At 55.8% G+C, this 16,866-nt stretch carries 11 protein-coding genes and 1 pseudogene; 8 read left to right on the top strand and 4 right to left on the bottom strand.

What is annotated here, in order from left to right; genetic code table 11:
- Positions 1-37: 37 nt before the first annotated feature.
- A complete protein-coding gene (gene ybgC, locus ACSBLW_RS08810; RefSeq protein WP_435259841.1) occupies positions 38-421 on the bottom strand; it encodes a tol-pal system-associated acyl-CoA thioesterase in 384 nt (127 codons plus the stop codon).
- 156 nt (positions 422-577) lie between these two features.
- Here ybgC and ACSBLW_RS08805 point away from each other — a divergent pair, with 156 nt between their 5' ends.
- Complete coding sequence (locus ACSBLW_RS08805) at positions 578-1,894, top strand: tyrosine-type recombinase/integrase (RefSeq protein WP_435259840.1); 1,317 nt, start codon at positions 578-580, stop codon at positions 1,892-1,894.
- Positions 1,895-2,088: 194 nt separating this feature from the next.
- Here the strand turns inward: ACSBLW_RS08805 and ACSBLW_RS08800 are convergent.
- A pseudogene (locus tag ACSBLW_RS08800) lies at positions 2,089-2,490 on the bottom strand (transposase); the annotation flags it as partial.
- Positions 2,491-2,500: 10 nt separating this feature from the next.
- Positions 2,501-3,154, bottom strand: a complete 654-nt coding sequence (locus ACSBLW_RS08795) for a hypothetical protein (protein ID WP_435259839.1) — start codon at positions 3,152-3,154, stop codon at positions 2,501-2,503.
- A gap of 247 nt (positions 3,155-3,401) precedes the next feature.
- Between ACSBLW_RS08795 and ACSBLW_RS08790 the strand changes: the two genes are divergently transcribed.
- The 4 genes from ACSBLW_RS08790 (at position 3,402) to ACSBLW_RS08775 (ending at position 13,211) form a co-directional block, all read left to right on the top strand.
- Positions 3,402-4,400 (top strand): hypothetical protein, encoded by a 999-nt coding sequence (locus tag ACSBLW_RS08790; protein ID WP_435259838.1) that lies wholly within the window; start codon positions 3,402-3,404, stop codon positions 4,398-4,400.
- A gap of 218 nt (positions 4,401-4,618) precedes the next feature.
- Positions 4,619-9,640 carry a RecQ family ATP-dependent DNA helicase gene (locus ACSBLW_RS08785; protein ID WP_435259837.1) on the top strand — a complete coding sequence of 1,674 codons (5,022 nt, stop codon included), beginning with the start codon at positions 4,619-4,621 and terminating at the stop codon, positions 9,638-9,640.
- A gap of 327 nt (positions 9,641-9,967) precedes the next feature.
- Positions 9,968-11,668 (top strand): RNA-directed DNA polymerase, encoded by a 1,701-nt coding sequence (locus ACSBLW_RS08780; protein ID WP_435259836.1) that lies wholly within the window; start codon positions 9,968-9,970, stop codon positions 11,666-11,668.
- A gap of 25 nt (positions 11,669-11,693) precedes the next feature.
- Positions 11,694-13,211 carry a DNA polymerase gene (locus tag ACSBLW_RS08775; RefSeq protein WP_435259835.1) on the top strand — a complete coding sequence of 506 codons (1,518 nt, stop codon included), beginning with the start codon at positions 11,694-11,696 and terminating at the stop codon, positions 13,209-13,211.
- Between the two features lie 104 nt (positions 13,212-13,315).
- Here ACSBLW_RS08775 and ACSBLW_RS08770 read toward each other — a convergent pair whose 3' ends face one another.
- Positions 13,316-14,314 carry a hypothetical protein gene (locus ACSBLW_RS08770; protein WP_435259834.1) on the bottom strand — a complete coding sequence of 333 codons (999 nt, stop codon included), beginning with the start codon at positions 14,312-14,314 and terminating at the stop codon, positions 13,316-13,318.
- A gap of 34 nt (positions 14,315-14,348) precedes the next feature.
- Between ACSBLW_RS08770 and ACSBLW_RS08765 the strand changes: the two genes are divergently transcribed.
- From ACSBLW_RS08765 to ACSBLW_RS08755, 3 genes are all read left to right on the top strand, one after another.
- Complete coding sequence (locus ACSBLW_RS08765; protein ID WP_435259833.1) at positions 14,349-14,753, top strand: hypothetical protein; 405 nt, start codon at positions 14,349-14,351, stop codon at positions 14,751-14,753.
- 148 nt (positions 14,754-14,901) lie between these two features.
- Entirely contained in the window at positions 14,902-15,486 is a 585-nt protein-coding gene (locus tag ACSBLW_RS08760; RefSeq protein WP_435260076.1) for an ANTAR domain-containing response regulator, read from the top strand.
- Entirely contained in the window at positions 15,483-16,628 is a 1,146-nt protein-coding gene (locus ACSBLW_RS08755; protein WP_435259832.1) for a CmpA/NrtA family ABC transporter substrate-binding protein, read from the top strand. Before ACSBLW_RS08760 ends, ACSBLW_RS08755 begins: the two co-directional genes overlap by 4 nt.
- Positions 16,629-16,866 lie beyond the last annotated feature (238 nt).

Genomic DNA, 16,866 nt, shown 5'->3' with positions numbered 1-16,866 from the left:
CGGTGCCCATAGGTCGTACATGCTCCCCTCTGTCCCTTCAGGCGAGGCTAACGGACACTTCTTCAGGAATGCGGGTTGCCCCGTGTGGTCCAAGGCAGACCAAGGTCACACGGGCAGTGAAAAGCACATCACCGCCTCGCAAGACGGATTGATCCAATTCAATTCTCGCTCCGCCCAGTTTGGCAAGGCTGGTCGAAACCGTCAGCACGTCGTCAAAATGCGCGGGTTTCAGATAATCCGCTTCGACTCTTCTGACGGCAAACACAATGCCTTTGTCCGCGCGCAGTTGCGCCTGATCCACCCCGCGCTCCCGTACCCATTCGCTGCGTCCGCGCTCGATGAATTTCAGGTAATTTGCGTAGTAGACGATCCCCGCAAGATCGGTGTCTTCGTAATAGACGCGAAGGGTGAATTCGTGCATTACCATCTCCTCAACTCATGCTACCATTGCCCCAGAAAACCAATAATTTTCAGAGTTTTGTCAAGAATATTCGTGTCTTCATACCGGACACCGATTTCAAACTGGTTAAAATTATGGTAGCATTTTGGTAGCATGGTGGTAACCCGTTGATTTGACATGGCCCGCAGAAGAGAGCTTACAGACCTCAAGATCCGAAATCTTGAACGTCAGGACAAGGAATATCACGAACCTGTCGACGGTTTGCCGATGAGCGTTCGCGTTGCCAAGAATGGCGTCAAATCCTACTGGGTGAAGTTCCGGATTTACCCGCCTGAGGACCTATTGAAGGGCAGTCGTCCGGCCAAGCCAAAGCAAGTTTTCTGCTCCATCGGCAGGGTCGAAGAATTCGATCTAGAAGAAGCCAAGGAACGAGCCCGGAAGATGATTTCTGCCGGGAAGGTCGGAATCGATCAACGGAAGGTCTGGGAGAAGGAGCACGCCGAGGCCGTTCGCAAAGCTGCCAAAGAGCATTTCCTTTTGAATGAGGTTGCAGATCCAGGCGACCCCAGTTTCTTGAAGACGGCTTGGATGAATTACGTTGAACGCAAGACGAAGATCACCCCGCGAACAAAGCAGAACCTGCGACGCTTGTTCAAACATATCACCGACTGCCTGGGGGAAGGCATTTTGACAGTCGACCTTAAGCCATCAGATGTCGGAACGATCAAAGCAGCATTGTCCGATCACCCGGCAGAGTTCAACAAGTTTAGGGCTGCACTCTACTCTGTTCTTGAAAGCGAATATCACGACGAACGCATCCCTCAGAACATCATGAAGAAAAACTTGGATGACCTTCGCCCCCACACACCGAAGTTTCGAAATACGGTCCTGTCGAAACGGGGAGTGGAGCAGTTCAAGACATTCTACGGAAATCTGGAAAACTTCCCTCCGCAACAGCATAACCATGCGCGTTTCTTGCTGTGCCTCCTATATACAGGTTTGCGTCCAATCATGTTGCGGAGCCTTCTGAAGGCAGACGACCATCAAGGCAACTTCGTCGATCTGGAAACAGGTCAAATGACGTTTCGCAAGCACAAAACCATTGCGAAACTCACTGAAAAAGCCTCGACATTGATCGCCTCTCCAACGGCACTAGAGATCATGGCGGCAGCCGCTGAGGCAGCTCCATACAGCCCTTATGTCTTCGGATCTCTCGATGACAGAACCGGGTATCGGCATTTGCCACTGTCCGAAAAAGGGACCCAAGTCCTGTTTCGGGCACATGCCCATCGGTTCGAAGTCGAGGGGACCGAAAAGCTCGAAATCTACAGTCTGCGTCATACCTTCGGGACGATGATGGTCAATGGCGGCGTCCCCATTCATCAACTGAAAGATCAGATGCTCCACGAGTCCATTGTAACGACCCAGAGATACGTCAAGACAACCTTCGAGACGAAGCGGGCTTTGGCAGAGCGGATCGATCAGATTATTTAACTGGTATCACTAACCCGAGTGATCACGGGCTAGGTGCTGGCAGTCGGCGGCGGAGGCCGTAGTTGCACCTAAAGGTTGCCGCCAACATTCTTCCCCTCCGTCGTCGCCCTCGCCGCGACCGTAGTGTTATGGCTAAGACAGGCGTTGTTGCAGAAGTCCTACCTGAGGCATGACAGCCCCTGTCCCCGTCTGCATTAGGCCAAGCGGACGATCTCGGCGGTGCCGAGTGCGTTGAATCGGTTGATGAGGGCGACGCGGATCTGGATTTCGGCGGTCTGGCTGTCGGGGTGCCTTGCGGCGATGCGCTCGCCGAAGGCTTTCAGGCACCGCATCTTGGCCTCGATCCGGCTTCGTGCATGGTATCCGGTCCAGCGCTTCCAGAACGCCCTGCCGTAGTGTCGGGTGGCGCGCAGGGTTTCGTTTCTGGCGACTGCGGCCGGGCAGTCTTCTTTCCAAGGTCGGCCGTTCTTGCGGATCGGGATGATCGCGGTGGCTTGTCGGTGGATGATGGCGGTGTGGCATCGGCGCGTGTCATAGGCACCGTCGGCGGTGACCGTGCCGATCTCCTCACCTTCAGGGATCTGGTCAACCGCTTGCATCGCTTGATTATCCGCTGTTCAGGCTCTTTTGCTTTTCGACGCCCCACGCAACCGCAAACCGCCCCCGGATCAGCGCATCGGGCATCTGCTCGGTGATGCCGACAATTCCGCCCCAGAGCGCCTCTTGCACGAAGGCCCAGATCTCCGCCTTGGGCAGTTCCCGATAGCGCGGTTTTCCCTCTGGTTGCCATTCGGCCTTGTGGCGGTAAGGGTTTGATGGCGCTTCGGTTTCCCTGTCGAAGAGGGTTTCGTGGACGAGTATCTTAAGCAGAAAATCCGCCGCCTGTTCAGGGGCCACTTTCCCCGTATCCGTTTCTGACAGGAGGTGTGCCAGAAGCCCCGGTCGATTGGCATGGACTTCACTGGCATAGACCACAAGTCCTTTCAGACCAGCAAAAGCGCGGTGCCTAAGGCTGGGGTTCAGGATCGTTTCCGGATCGGGATGGCAGCGGTCCAGCGTCCGACGCAAGAGCTCCCACCGGACCTCGGATGCGGAGGCAATCGGTTCGCCTGTGTTGATCATCTGCCAGAACGCGGCGTCGACTTCTGCGTTGTGCTGCGCTTGCAGGTATTCGTTGAAGTCGAGCGGATCCGTAAGGTCATAAAGGTGGTCGATTATGGCCACTTCAACAGGGCCGAGATCGGTCAATTTGCGGGTCATGTTGGGCTCCAACTTTGAGGCCCACTTCAGTTACCGGCATTGTCCGACTGCCGGAGCCCGGATCCGCTGAAGATCTTTCTGACTGTGGTACAAATGGTGCTCTTTTCGCCCTGCACCCCCAAACCGCAGGGTGATTAGTAAGTACTTTCATGGCGACAAAAGCTTGTGTCTTGCAAGATTTCTACAATCTTATTCATAGAGACAGGAGTTCATTATGTCATTGAAAGAAAATAGTTATCCAGTAGTTTTGAGATTCAGAGGACTATACCCGCATCAGCTCAAACGCTTCAAGATGCATGGGGATCGGAAAGGTGGCGACCTCTCACACATCGACGTCGAGAAGTCAGGTTTTAACCAGATCCTGATCGGCTCGCAGACTTGGATTGAAGACCTGAACGCAGAAATCCAAGCCGTTTCTGCAATCAATCTAAAAGAGGTCATTGCCGCCAGAAAGGCCCGCCAGAGACCAACCGAAGCCGCCGCCCTGAAGAGGCGTGGACCGGTCGATCCTTGGGCCAAATCGAAAGAAGGGCCACTGCGGGAAGGTATCCTGACGGCCAGTTCCAAATGGTTTGGCGGCAGCGGGATCGAGGCTTGGGATCCTGCAAAGGTATCGGCCTTCCGGGATCTCGCTGTAGCGTTCCTGAGAGACCACTTCGGGGAGACCTGCGTGCACGCAAGAATGGATATGGATGAGGAAGCTCTGCACATCCATTTCGTGGTCGCCCCATGGACGGAGAAGCACTCGAAATCCAGCGGATGCCATCGGCTTTTGCAGCCCTCGAGCAATCCCCTTTTTGCCAGCTATGAACACGCCCAAAATCTTGCTGGTGATCACTTTGCGAAACTGGGGCTGATCCGGGGTGAAAAGCATGCCGAGAACCGGCGGAAAGCCAAGGCTGCGAACCTGCCTCTGCCTAAGCCGGTGCAACATATCCCGCCAACGCGCTGGCGATTGGAGCAGAAGGCTCAGCTGAAACGGGTCCATGAGGCATTGAAGGCAAAGCAGTTTGAGATTGCCACTGCACAGGCCAAGCTTCAGGATGACCATGATCAGCTCAAGGCAAAGCGTGCAAAGCTGAAAGAGGTTTGGCACGCACAGCAGAGCATTGCCGCACAGGTCGCAGAGCGGGAAGCCCGGATCACCGCCGATGCTGAATTGCTTGCTGCGCTATGGCAGCAGGCGGGAAAAGAAGTGCCAAGCGAGTTAACGCGAATTTGCCAGCAAATTCCGCGCAACCCATGAAAACGTCCGGCTTCTAACTATTTTCACGGCCATCATTTTAGCCTTGTTGTAGCCTCGTCACGTACGCCATATGGTTGAGTACGAGCTTTTCTAACACTTCGGTCTTTATGGCTTTTCTAAATTTTCTAAGATCAAAGACCGAGGACAAAAGACCGCTCCTGGAGCGCTGCCTTTCAATCGATCTTGAAGTGAACCCAAAGACGTCTGAAATCTTCGATTTGGCGGCAGTGCGATACGAAGATGAGCAACCCGTCATTTCGACAAAAGGCAGAATTCAAGACCGTCTAGACCAGCTTGAGAAGGCTCTGTCGAAATTCCCGCATGTCATCGGCCACAACGTTCTGCGTCACGACATTGAATATCTAGTGGCAGCACGACCTCGCTTATCAGCCAAAATGGAAGCCCCCATTGATACGCTTTGGCTGAACCCATTGGCCTTCCCACGGAACCCGTATCATCATCTTGTCAAACACTACCATGATGGACGTTTGCAAGCTGGCCACATCAATGACCCGGTTTTGGATGCAAAGCTTGTGTTTGAGGTGCTGGAAAACCAGATCAACGCCCTAAAAGATATTGAGCAGAAATCACCGACATCTCTTCTCGCCTACCATTTTCTGACGACACTGTCAGATCGGTCAGGAGGTTTTGATGCTGTCTTTAGCGAAGTGCGCAGTGCATCCAAACCAGATCGGCACCTTGCTATAGAAGCGATAAGGGAGCTGTTGGCCGGTCAGTCATGTGAGGCCCAGATACAGCCGGTGTTGGATTTGTTATCCGATGTCCAGGCTGGCTGGCCTTTGGCCTATGCTTTGGCATGGATTTCGGTCGCTGGCGGAGAGTCTGTCATGCCGCCTTGGGTGCGGGCCGCTTTCCCGCAGTCGGGCCTAATCGTTCGAATGTTAAGGGATACAAACTGCGGCAATGCATCTTGCCAATGGTGTGCCGAAAAGAACGATCCCGTTGGGGCTTTGAAGAGGTGGTTTGGGTTCAACGGTTTCCGACCCAATCCTACTGATAACGAAGGTCGGCCACTTCAACAGGTGATCGTTGCAGAGGCAATGCGGCATGGGAATGTCTTAGGGATCTTGCCGACCGGTACTGGGAAGTCCGTTTGCTATCAAGTGCCTGCCTTAAGTCTTTACGAAAAGACTGGTGCTTTGACCGTCGTGATTTCGCCCTTGGTGGCGTTGATGGCGGATCAGGTGCAAGGGATGGAGCGCACAGGAATATCGTCAGCCGTTACGATCAACGGGATGCTGTCGATGCCCGAGCGGCAAGATGCCCTTGATCGTGTTCGACTGGGCAGTGCCGCTATTCTGCTGATCTCGCCTGAGCAATTGCGAAGTGTGTCTGTCCGCTCAGTCCTGGCGCAGAGGGAAGTCGGTCTGTGGGTCTTGGATGAAGCGCATTGCGTCTCGAAATGGGGCCACGATTTCAGGCCAGACTATCGCTATATCGGGCGGTTTATCCGTGAATATTCCGGACAGAACGGACCAGCGCCGGTACTTTGCCTGACAGCGACTGCAAAGCCAGAGGTTGTTCGGGATATTACAGAACACTTCCGGGAAAGGCTGGGCGTAGGTCTAAGCTTGTTTGATGGTGGGGCGACGCGAACTAACCTAACTTTCTCGGTCGTGCCCACCCGAAGGGAAACCAAGCTGGGTGACCTTTTGGCGGTCATCTCAGAACGATTACCTAACGACGATCAGTCAGGGGCGGTTGTTTACTGCGCAACGAGAAGCGAAACAGAGCGGGTTGCAGCCTTTCTGAAAGCGCAAGGGTTGGCGGCTGAGCATTTTCATGCTGGCCTGACCGCCGAAGAAAAACACATGGTTCAGGAAAGTTTTCGCGTTGGCACACTTCGCATCATCGCCGCAACAAACGCCTTTGGGATGGGCATTGATAAGCCCGATATTCGGGTTGTTGTTCATGCCGACATTCCCGGATCTTTGGAAAACTATCTGCAAGAAGCTGGACGCGCTGGCCGGGATCGCGCCCCTGCTGATTGCGTCTTGCTGTATCACTCTGATGACGTCGAACGGCAGTTCACCCTTTCCGCAAGATCGCGTCTCCAACAGCACGAAATCAGCGCAATCTACAAAGCCCTGCGCCGGCTAGACGAACACACACGAAACAGCGGTACGGTTGTGGCCACGGCTGGCGAAATCGTCCAGCAAGAAAAGGACCGCGAATTCGTTCGTGACAGTGCAACAGACGATACCCGCGTAAAGACTGCCGTTTCTTGGCTAGAGGAAGCAACCTTGATTTCGCGGGAAGAGAACCGCGTTCAAGTATTTGCCTCATCCTTGTTGGTTCGGTCAGTCGCGGAAGCGCGGGATCGCCTTCAAAAGGCCGACATCACTCAAGCGCGGCGGACAGAACTTCTGGCGATTGTAGAACACGTTATGAACTCCCCTGCCGACAAGGGGATATCAACTGACGAGCTTACCGGAGTAAGTGGCCTATCCCATCGGGCGCTCGCAAAGGCGATGGCGGATCTGGAAAGTCTGGGGATTGCTAGAAATGACATCTCCATCACCGTGGCAGTTCACATCGGGGTTGAAAACCAGTCTCGCCAGCGGTTGGCGAACGCGATGGAGCTGGAAAAGGCGTTACTTGCAAAAATGCGAGAGATGGCGCCGGACGCAGATTCCGGCAACCCAGTTATTCTCGATCTCGCCGCAGCCAGCCAGGTTTTGCGCGACGATGGCAAAGAAGGGGCCAGCCCTCATATCATCGACCGAATTTTGCGGAGCATCGAGCGCGATGGACGCGATAGCGACGGTGGGCGCGGCAACATTCGCCTGCGAAAGCTTTCCAATAAAACCATCGAGGTCACCTTTCAGCGTTCTTGGCGGGTGGTCGAGCAAACGGCGAACCTTCGTTGGTCTGCGGCAGAGAGGCTTTTGGACTACTTGATCAAGGCGGCCCCCGCGGGGTCCCGCGGCAAAGATGTTCAAGTTGAGACCACGCTCGGAAAACTATTCGAGAGCTTGTCTGGAGACGCCCTGATCAAGAGCTCGGGGGTGAAAGATCTAACGAAGCTGATGGAGCGCGCGCTCCTTTGGCTTCACGAACAACAAGTCCTGACGCTCGGTAAAGGCCTGACTGTCTTTCGGTCCGCAATGACCATTTATCTGAAGGCCGGGAAAGGGAATTTCACAAAAAAGGACTTCCTTCCTCTAGAAGAGCATTACCGCGAACAAACACTTCAGACCCACGTTATGGCTGAATACGCGGAAAGAGGGTTGGAAAAAATCCAAGATGCAGTGCGGATGTCGGAAGACTATTTCGCAATGGAGCAAGAGCGCTTCCTGCGGAAGTGGATGCCCGGTCGAGGTGTGGAGATCCGCCGCCAGACAACCGGCAAGGCGTGGAAGCAAATTGTAGAGGATCTGGGCAATCCGGTTCAGCAAGACATCGTCGCCGATGACCGGGAAGAGACAAACGTCCTTGTTCTTGCAGGCCCGGGTTCAGGAAAGACCCGCGTTCTGGTGCATAGGATCGCTTACCTTCTGCGCGTCAAGCGAGAGGATCCAAAGGGGATCCTAGTGCTTACGTACAACCGTCACGCCGCGGCCGAAATCCGCGCAAGGTTGCGCCATCTGGTCGGCGACCACGCGTCTTGGGTGACCGTCTCGACCTGCCACTCACTGGCAATGAGACTGGTTGGTGCAAGGTTTGACGGTGACGCAAAGGAAAAGCGCGACTTTGATGGCATCGTCATGGAAGCCGTTCGTCAGTTGAACGGAGAAGGATTAAGCAAATCCGAAGCCGAAGCCCAAAGAGAGATCCTCATCCAAGGGTATCGCTGGATTCTGGTGGACGAATATCAGGATATCGGACCAGAGGAATACGCGCTCATTTCGGCCGTTGCGGGGAGATCCCTTGAAGATCCGGATCAACGCCTGAGCCTCTTTGCTGTGGGTGACGATGATCAGAACATTTACGCCTTCGCCGGTGCCTCCATTTCCTTCATTCGCAAGTTTGAGGAAGATTACAGGGCCAAACCAAAGTTTCTAACCGAGAACTATCGTTCAACGCGCTACATCATTGATGCGGCCAATCAGGTGATTGAGCCTGCCCGGGGCAGGATGAAGGAAGGCCATGCCATAACCGTGGACAAAGTTCGCGGCTTGGATCCAGGTGGCGGCATCATGGCGATTCATGATCCGGTTGGAAAAGGGCGCGTTCAGTTCCTTGATGTGGCGGATGACGACATTCTCCAAGCAATGGCCGCCGTTGATGAGTTGGTCCGGCTATCGCGCCTTGATCCGAACTTCAGCTGGGCGCGGACGGCGATCATTTCTCGTGATTGGAAACGTCTGGAACCAGTCCGTGCTTATGCCGAAAAGCTGGGTTTGCCAGTCGAAATGGCGAACGAGAAACTGCCAAGCATCTGGCGTCTAAGGGAAATGCAGCAGCTGGTTGCGGGGCTCCGCGAAGACCCATCTGCGATGCTCAATATCCAAGATATCCTCTTGGTATTGAACCGCCAGCCTTCAAACCGTTGGGTCGATCTGATCGCCGAAGGAATTGCCGACCTCGCGCGCGAACTTGGAAAAAAGACAATTCCAGTTCCCGATGCAATCGAGTGGCTGGCAGAATGGGCACAGGATATCCGAAGTGCACAGCGAAGCCTGCTACTCTTGACGGCACACCGTTCTAAGGGGTTAGAATTCGACCACGTTGTTATCTTGAACGGTGGGTGGAAAGCGATTTCGCGAGGCGAAGACGGTGAAGCCCCGCGTCGGTTGTTCTATGTTGCCATGACACGCGCGCGCAGAAGCCTCGCCGTGGTAACCAGCGGAGAACATCCCTTCGTTTTGGCAGACAGCGAAAGCGAACTCTTGCGCAAGGTCGAACAGCCCAACGACAGCGACCTGCCCACGCCCGATCAGTACCAACTGCCGGATTTGACCTCCGTTGACCTGTCGTTCGCCGGTCGTCTTTCCGAAACAAGTCCTACACGCACCGCCATTGCGCGTATCCGGGTTAATGACCCAGTTCATCTCGAGCGTAAGGATGAAAAATGGATTATCCTTGACGGAAATGGCTGCCAAATCGGCCGAATGGCGGCAAACTGGTCGCCCCCAGCAGGGACCCGATTAGTGGAAGGAAAGGTCGGAGCCGTGGTTCGTTGGCGCAAATCGGACAGTGACGAACGTTTCCAGACATACATCAAGCGCGATGATTGGGAGACAATATTGCCCGAGTTTGTGTTCAGATCGAACTGAAGTAGGCATGCAAGTAGTGGCACTAGCCTATGTAGAATAGTCTTTATGCCGATGAACGGCAGCGACGAGCTGATCGCGTCGGCACCTACGCGAAGGGCGGGGAGCTGACCTTCGCTGCGGGGTGTACCAACGACCGATTTAGGCATTTATCGGACTTGAAGCCGTCAGGTGGACGAAACCAGTGGGGGCCCTATAGGCGAAAGCGTGGTTGGCATTGAAATGTGCGGTCTACGCAAATTCGGCTGGCTCTACGGCGTGGGCACGGTAGAGTAGCAACATGCCTCCTAAAGGCGATGAGAATTTGCCTCCGAAAGAGAACTACAGTTCGTGTCAGATTACAGTAAACAAGGTTATGACCCCGAATATACCCTAAGTGCTGCATTTTGGGAGAAGGGGCAAGCTCTCGGCTTTCCTATCCAATTTGACCTCGTGCTCAAGCATCTGCGACAGGACATGAGGGACGACTGGTACTTCGACTGCCTGCAATATGACGACCTATTCAAGAATCCGGACGAAGCCAAACGCATCGTCCTGTCTCTGCTGCAGGAATGGAACGGAGTGTACTTCGGCACCCGCAGCGTTGTGCGTAACATCCCCAAGAAGGGCTATGGAGAACGCTACGGTCTGGAAACCGACTTCTTTGATCGTTTCGTCTATCAGGCGATCTGCACATTCCTTATCCCCTACTATGACAGTCTGCTCAGCCACCGAGTGCTCAGCTACCGCTACGACCCTGCGTCGCAGAACTCCAAATACTTGTTCAAGAACAAGATCGACCGATGGTTCACATTTGAGGGCGTAACTCTGACGTTCGCCCGGTCGAACCAGCACCTGCTGGTGACCGATCTCAGCAACTTTTTCGAGAACATCTCTCGAGCGCAGATCATCGCAGCCTTGCAGAGGGCTATTCCAGAGATTGTGGCGACGGGCCCTGAAAAGCTCCATATTCGCAATGCTATCGCTACGTTGGACAGGCTGCTCGAACAATGGACGTTCAGCCGCGACCATGGTCTACCACAGAACCGGGACGCATCTTCTTTCCTTTCCAACATCCTGCTCTCTTCCGTTGATCGCGAAATGGCCAAGAAGGGTTACGATTATTACAGATACGTGGACGACATCCGCGTTTTGGCTGACACGGAGACCCACGCGCGCCGCGCACTTCAGGACATTATCAGGGAATTGCGGAAGGTCGGCTTGAACATAAACGCGAGTAAGACCGAGATATTACCGCCTGACGTTTCACGAGAGAACCTGGTCGCCTACTTCCCTTCACAAGACAGCGCGACCACCGCCATTAATCAGATGTGGCAATCTCGGAGCCGCAGAATTGTGACGCGCTCTGTCGAATACATCTTCGGTATCCTGACCAGTTGCATCGAAGCTGGGGACACTCAGACGCGACAGTTCCGCTTCGCGGTGAACCGCGTGGCCCAGGTTGTGGAGTCTGGTCTCTTCGACGTCGGCGACGCACTTTCAGCTACACTGCTCGATACACTTTCCCGCTCGCTTTCGGAACATGCTGTATCCACAGATCAATACTGCCGGCTTATTTCAACGCTTGACCGAGATGGCCAATGCCTGCCAGCGCTAGAAGAGTTTCTGTTGGCGGAGGACCGAGCCATCCACGATTGGCAGAACTACAATATTTGGATGCTGCTCGGATCGAGGAGACACCGATCGGATAGGTTGGTTGACCTGGCCGCTAGGAAGCTCCGCGAGGACATGAGGTCCGGCGAGGCTGCGGCCATTTTAATCTGGCTGCGGTGTGTCAATGAGCCGGCACTTATCCGCGGGTGCATCGAAAAGTTCCGCGAACTTCCTTATCAGAACGCCCGCTACCTCTTGATCGCTTCCTCGGTGCTTCACGAAGATGATCTAAAGCCTCTACACGGCCATGTGCCGATCTGCCTCAAAGGCACAGGGCCAAGAGCCGAGCGCTACACCAGCGAGGAAGGCCTTCCCTTTGCAAAACGGGAGGCGCCCGATCTGCTGAACCTTGTCGACGAGGTCAGTGAGTATGATTGACCAGTCTTGGAAACTGCTCCTCTTCATGAAGGACTTTGCTGGCCGGGGCGCAGACTGCTTCTACTGGTTTGACGACGGACGGCTGCTCGAAACTGAAGCGCAGGACGTCGTCAGATTCTCCGGCACTGTAGTCTGCCATGATTTTTGGATGATACGTGATGCGCTGTTCGATAAGACGGGAACTCTGCCAAATAAGGTCGTTGACCTCGACGAATTCCGAATATCCACCAGTGGAAACCCCGAAGACCGTCTGGCACGCGAAAAGCGCGACGTAACCGCTGTTCTTGAACAGTATGGTGCCGAGCAGGAGGTATGCTCCGCTTACAGGCGGATGTTCAATAAGGGCATACCGTTCGAGTCAGAAGTTGCGTCCAAAACGGCGGCGGCGCTTGCGCAAATGTATCTTGCGTTACTTGAACGCGCGGAGGTTGCAGGTGAAGCGGATCGCTTCTTCACCGTCGAAGTGCCGGTCTACCGGCTTCTTCAACACGCGATGGCCGTTGGTATCATTGTCGACAGGCAGCGATTGTCGGAGATGCGCACCGAGGCGGAACACGACTACTTCATGTGCCTCAAGGATTACTCTGCGAAGCACGATATGCCGTTGGAAACTCCGAATAGATCGGCGCTGGAGGAAAAGCTGCGCTCGGATGGGTTCGAACTGGACGATGTCTCGATCGAATATCTTCTCGAGTATGTGCCGCACCAACGGGACTTTGGGAGCGACACCATAGCCCTGCAGTCGGCGGACACCGCACGGCGGGTGCTGGGTTCGCTAACTCTGTCGACCACCATCATGCGGCCGATATTGGATGTGTTTGGTTCCCGCACCTCGCGCATCCATTTACGCAGCCCCAGTCTGCAGAACATTTCAAAGAAATATCGCGGCATCATTGCCGCGCGCGATGGCGCTGAGTTGAGCTACGTGGACTTCGATCAGTATGAGGTCGGGATCATGGCGGCGCTCTCAAAGGATTGTGAGCTGATGAAGCTCTACGCCGCAGGTGATATGTATGACCTTTTCGCTACCACGCATCTTGGGCTCTCAGGGAACAGGAAGGCTGCCAAGCAGCTCTTTCTGTCCTACGCCTATGGGATGAGCAAGAAGGCCCTGATCGACGCAGCGGTTTCGCTTGGCGTAGATCGGCCTCGCGCCAAGACTGCATTCGGACTATTCGCGCAGTACGAGGCCTGGAAGAGGTCTGTCTGGGCCGATTTCCAAGCCAATGGACGTGTGGCGACCTTGCTCGGCAACCATTATCGACGCGAGCGCGGCGGTCCGCTGACCGCTAAAGAACAGAGATCTGCTGTGAGCCAAGTCGTTCAAGGGACGGCATCCCTCATCTTCAAGAGGGCGCTGCTAGAGGTTGGCGAATTGGACGACGTTACCGTCGTCCTTCCGATGCACGACGCGCTACTCTTCGAACATAGGTCCGCAGATACGCCCAACAAAGTGGTGACGGCATTCGAAAACGCAATGACGACAACACTGGGGGGCGGGGTGAGAGGCAAGGCATCTGTTGGCGCTTTCGCAACCAGCTGAACGCGCACCGAACCCACGTCAGTCGCGCGCAGGTGTCCGAACACTCGAACCGGAATGATCAGCGGTAAGGCGCTGGAAGTCGAAGACGAACCCTGTCTTTGCGCCTAGAGCTTGCCGCCACAATTCGCCGTGAACCATTTGCGAATGAAGGCGTTACCTGCGCGATAGGCGCGCACTTCCTCGGCGGCGAGGTTCGGCGCCACGTTGCTGGCAGCGCAGTATTTCTGCGGCTCTGGCGTGCCGGAAAACGGATCCCAGGCTTTAAACTGTGCATTCTGCGCCTTGCAGGCATCGGCGTGGACCGTCTCGTGCGCCATCGCGGCTTGCTCTAGCACATCGCCCGCGCAGAGATTGCCCAGATCAGCCGGGGTGATCTGGCAGGTAAAGCAATCGGTCGAGGCCTGCGCGACCAAAGGCCCGTCCGTTGGGCCAGCGCCTCCGTTCTGTGCCAGCTCTTCAGCCCGGCCGCTCAACCCTTCCTTGGCGACTTCGCTTCGCGCCGCACGCAGCCCGGCCTCTCCTTCAGGTCCACGGTCTACTACCGCCTCCATGTAGTCCGATGTCCATTTCTTGCCAGACGGCAACTCCTCCGGGGCGCTGGACAAAAGCGGGTTGGAATAAAGCCCGATAAGATAGTCGTTCGAGGCAACCGCCTCGCGCAACTGGCGCACGAAGATATCGCATTCGCAGATTGCCGGTCGCACGGGGCCTTCAGTCAGCCCCGCATAGTTGGCGGAATAAACCGGCCGGGCCATATTCATGACAGTCCAGGAAAACAGCATCGTGCTGTCGTCCGGGGTTTCGATATCCAGCGCAAGCGGAATGCCCTTCACCTGCGAGACGTAACTGTAGCTGCCCTCGGCTACGCGCGAGATCGTCTTTACTTGTCCGGTGCGCGGGTCGCCCAGACCGGTGGCGATCAGGGTTTCTCCGCAGCCCTCGACCACGATGCTGAAGCTCCCCGGGCCGGGGCCGCCTCCTGCGGCAACCGACCAGAGGCCCTGCTTTGGCATCGGGCAAGTCTCGTTCTCCGCAACTGCGGGGAAGGCGCAGAGTCCGGCAGAAATTGTGAAAGCAGCGGCGCGCGTGAATGGGAAAATCATCAGCCAATATTCCTAGGTAGAAATTCTGCCGTCCATGCTGCCGCTGCAAGTCGTTCCGATCAAGCTTCTTTGGCGGGTCGCGTTACGTGGTGCCGGGACCTTCCGTCGGGCCTCCATTCAGTTTTGTGACTTAGGGATTGGAAAGAACGACTGCTTCGGCGTCAATCAATGCCTAGCTGATCCGCAGTTTCAGAAGGAAAACTGGAACATCTTCGGGAGGGACGCGAAGGGTGAGCTTTTGCATGCCGCGCTCCGGTTGGTTGGGGGGGGCAAAAAACCGGTGCTGCATACGCTGTTTTGGAGCGTCCCCGTCGGGGATGTTTTTTTAGAGAATAAATATCAATGGGTTAGAGTTGCGTGTTTAATGCTTTTTAGGATTCAGGCGGATTTTGCCCTTATCCTAGCCTCTGCTTTTGGCTTTGCGCGGGCGAAGATATAGGGTTTCAGCTTTGCCCAATTCGCAGGCGGATTGTGGAATGCCGCCTGCGAATTGGGCAATACCTTCCGTTCCGGGCGTGAAATCGCTGTGCTGCACTGCCGCATCGGGGGGCGCCGCGCCATTGTGGCGCGAGGGCTGCGGAGGTGTCATGGAAAACGCGCTGACTATCATTGTCGTTGAGCCGGACCGCCAGCGCGCCATGGAGATTGTCGACGCGATCCGGGCCTCTGGCGATCATCGGGTTCATGTCATCGGCGATGGTGCCGGACTGGCCCGCCGCGTGGCCGAGCTTCAGCCCCATCTGGTGCTGATTGATGTGTCAAACCCGTCTCGTGACATGCTGGAAGAACTGGCCACCGCCTCGCGCCCGACCGAACGCGCCGTCGCGATGTTCGTGGACAAATCGGATAGCGGCCTGACGCGGGCCGCGATCGAAGCGGGTGTCAGCGCCTATGTCGTGGACGGGCTGCGGGCAGAGCGCATCCGCCCCGTTCTTGATGCGGCCATCGCCCGGTTCCACATGGTCAGCCGGATGCGGAGCGAGTTGGCCGCCACGAAAGCCGCCCTTGAAGAGCGCAAGATCGTTGACCGCGCAAAGGGGTTTGTGATGCGGGCCAAGGGGATCAGTGAGGATCAGGCCTATGCCCTGTTGCGCAAGACCGCGATGGATCAGGGCAAGAGGCTGAGCGAAGTCGCGCAGGCCATCGTGATGACAGCGGAGGTGCTGAAATGACGAAGGTTTTGCGCCTTGGATACATCCCGCTTGTCGATGCGGCACCATTGATCGCTGCAAGGGAATTTGGTTTCGCCGAAGAGGAAGGTGTTCAGTTCGACCTTGTGAAAGCCTCTAGCTGGTCGATGTTGCGGGATCTGCTGGATTTCGCCACCGTGGATGCGGCTCATATGCTTTCTGTCATGCCTATAGCGCGCGCTCTGGGTCTGGGGAGCGGGTCGCAGCCGTTGGATGCCTTGATGGTCCTGTCGCTGAACGGGCAGGTGTTCGGTCTTTCGCCGTCAATTCCGCCCGTGCCTTTTGGCGACCCTGTTGCCGCAGGGGAAGCTTTGGCCGGCTTGCCAGATGTGCTGCGGATCGGCGTGCCTTTTCCGTTTTCAATGCAAGCAGAGTTGCTGAGTTATTGGATTGAACGTGCCGCCAGAGGTGCGCGTGTCGAAATCCGAACCGTTCCGCCGTCACGGATGGCCGAAACCATGCTTGCCGGGGAGATCGACGGTTTTTGTGTCGGAGAACCTTGGGGCAGTCATGCGGTCGAGCAGGCCGGTGCAAGGCTTGTTTTGCCGGGCGCTTCGATTTGGTCACAGGCCCCCGAAAAAGTCTTGGCCGTTCGGCACGGCTGGGCAGACGAGCGTCGGGCAACTGCTGGGCGCATGATGCGCGCAATCTGGCGTGCCGCGCGCTGGATCGAGGATCCCGCGAACCGCCTGACCTTGGCCGAAGTGCTGTCGCGCCCCGACTATCTGGATGTCTCTGCGGAACTGGTCGAACGCAGCCTGTCACAAACGCTCTTGATCACGGCTCTTGGACCAGAGGTGCAGGTTTCGCAGTTCCAAACCTTTCATCATGGCGCTGCAAACTTTCCTTGGCGCAGTCAGGCCGCGTGGATTGGCGACAGGCTTAGCACCAGATTCGGCTTGAACCACGCCTGGGCCATTGCGCGTGCCCGGGATGTCTTTCGCAGCGATCTTTACCGTGAAAACATCGGTCCATTGGGGGCGGCGCTGCCCCGCAATTCGGAAAAAGCGGAAGGCGTGCTGGAGGGGGAGGAGTCTCTCCCTGCCACCAGCGGCAGCCTGATTCTGGCCAGAAATCGCTTTTTCGACGGTGAGATTTTCGACCCAATCTTCGCGGAGGGGTGAAAAAAGAGGCAAATTGCTGCGATGCAGAATGCGGATGCAGAAAACTTGCCACACCTGTGCCATGAACCCTTGACGGAAAGCGGACGCATCGCACAGCATGAACTTACCACGGAACAAGGGCGTTCCGTTTTCTCCCGAAAGTACGGGACGACAGGCAAGGCCGCCTGACCCTGATGCACCAGATCGGTGCAGCGGTGTCGACGGCCTTTTTTCGCATTTCCAGATCCTACGAGGACTC

The organism is Thioclava sp. FR2 (assembly GCF_051200875.1).
Taxonomy (GTDB): domain Bacteria; phylum Pseudomonadota; class Alphaproteobacteria; order Rhodobacterales; family Rhodobacteraceae; genus Pseudotabrizicola.
Note: the sequence above shows the minus strand (reverse complement) of the source record. Positions and strands in the feature narration are given on the sequence as shown.

Excerpts from the sequence above, each read along its gene's own strand:
- ACSBLW_RS08775 (WP_435259835.1), top strand. The coding sequence starts at position 11,694 with ATGAAGGACTTTGCTGGCCGGGGCGCAGACTGCTTCTACTGGTTTGAC.
- ACSBLW_RS08760 (WP_435260076.1), top strand. The coding sequence starts at position 14,902 with ATGGAAAACGCGCTGACTATCATTGTCGTTGAGCCGGACCGCCAGCGC.
- ACSBLW_RS08755 (WP_435259832.1), top strand. The coding sequence starts at position 15,483 with ATGACGAAGGTTTTGCGCCTTGGATACATCCCGCTTGTCGATGCGGCA.
- ACSBLW_RS08770 (WP_435259834.1), bottom strand. The coding sequence starts at position 14,314 with ATGATTTTCCCATTCACGCGCGCCGCTGCTTTCACAATTTCTGCCGGA.
- ACSBLW_RS08765 (WP_435259833.1), top strand. The coding sequence starts at position 14,349 with ATGCTGCCGCTGCAAGTCGTTCCGATCAAGCTTCTTTGGCGGGTCGCG.
- ACSBLW_RS08805 (WP_435259840.1), top strand. The coding sequence starts at position 578 with ATGGCCCGCAGAAGAGAGCTTACAGACCTCAAGATCCGAAATCTTGAA.
- ACSBLW_RS08795 (WP_435259839.1), bottom strand. The coding sequence starts at position 3,154 with ATGACCCGCAAATTGACCGATCTCGGCCCTGTTGAAGTGGCCATAATC.
- ybgC (WP_435259841.1), bottom strand. The coding sequence starts at position 421 with ATGCACGAATTCACCCTTCGCGTCTATTACGAAGACACCGATCTTGCG.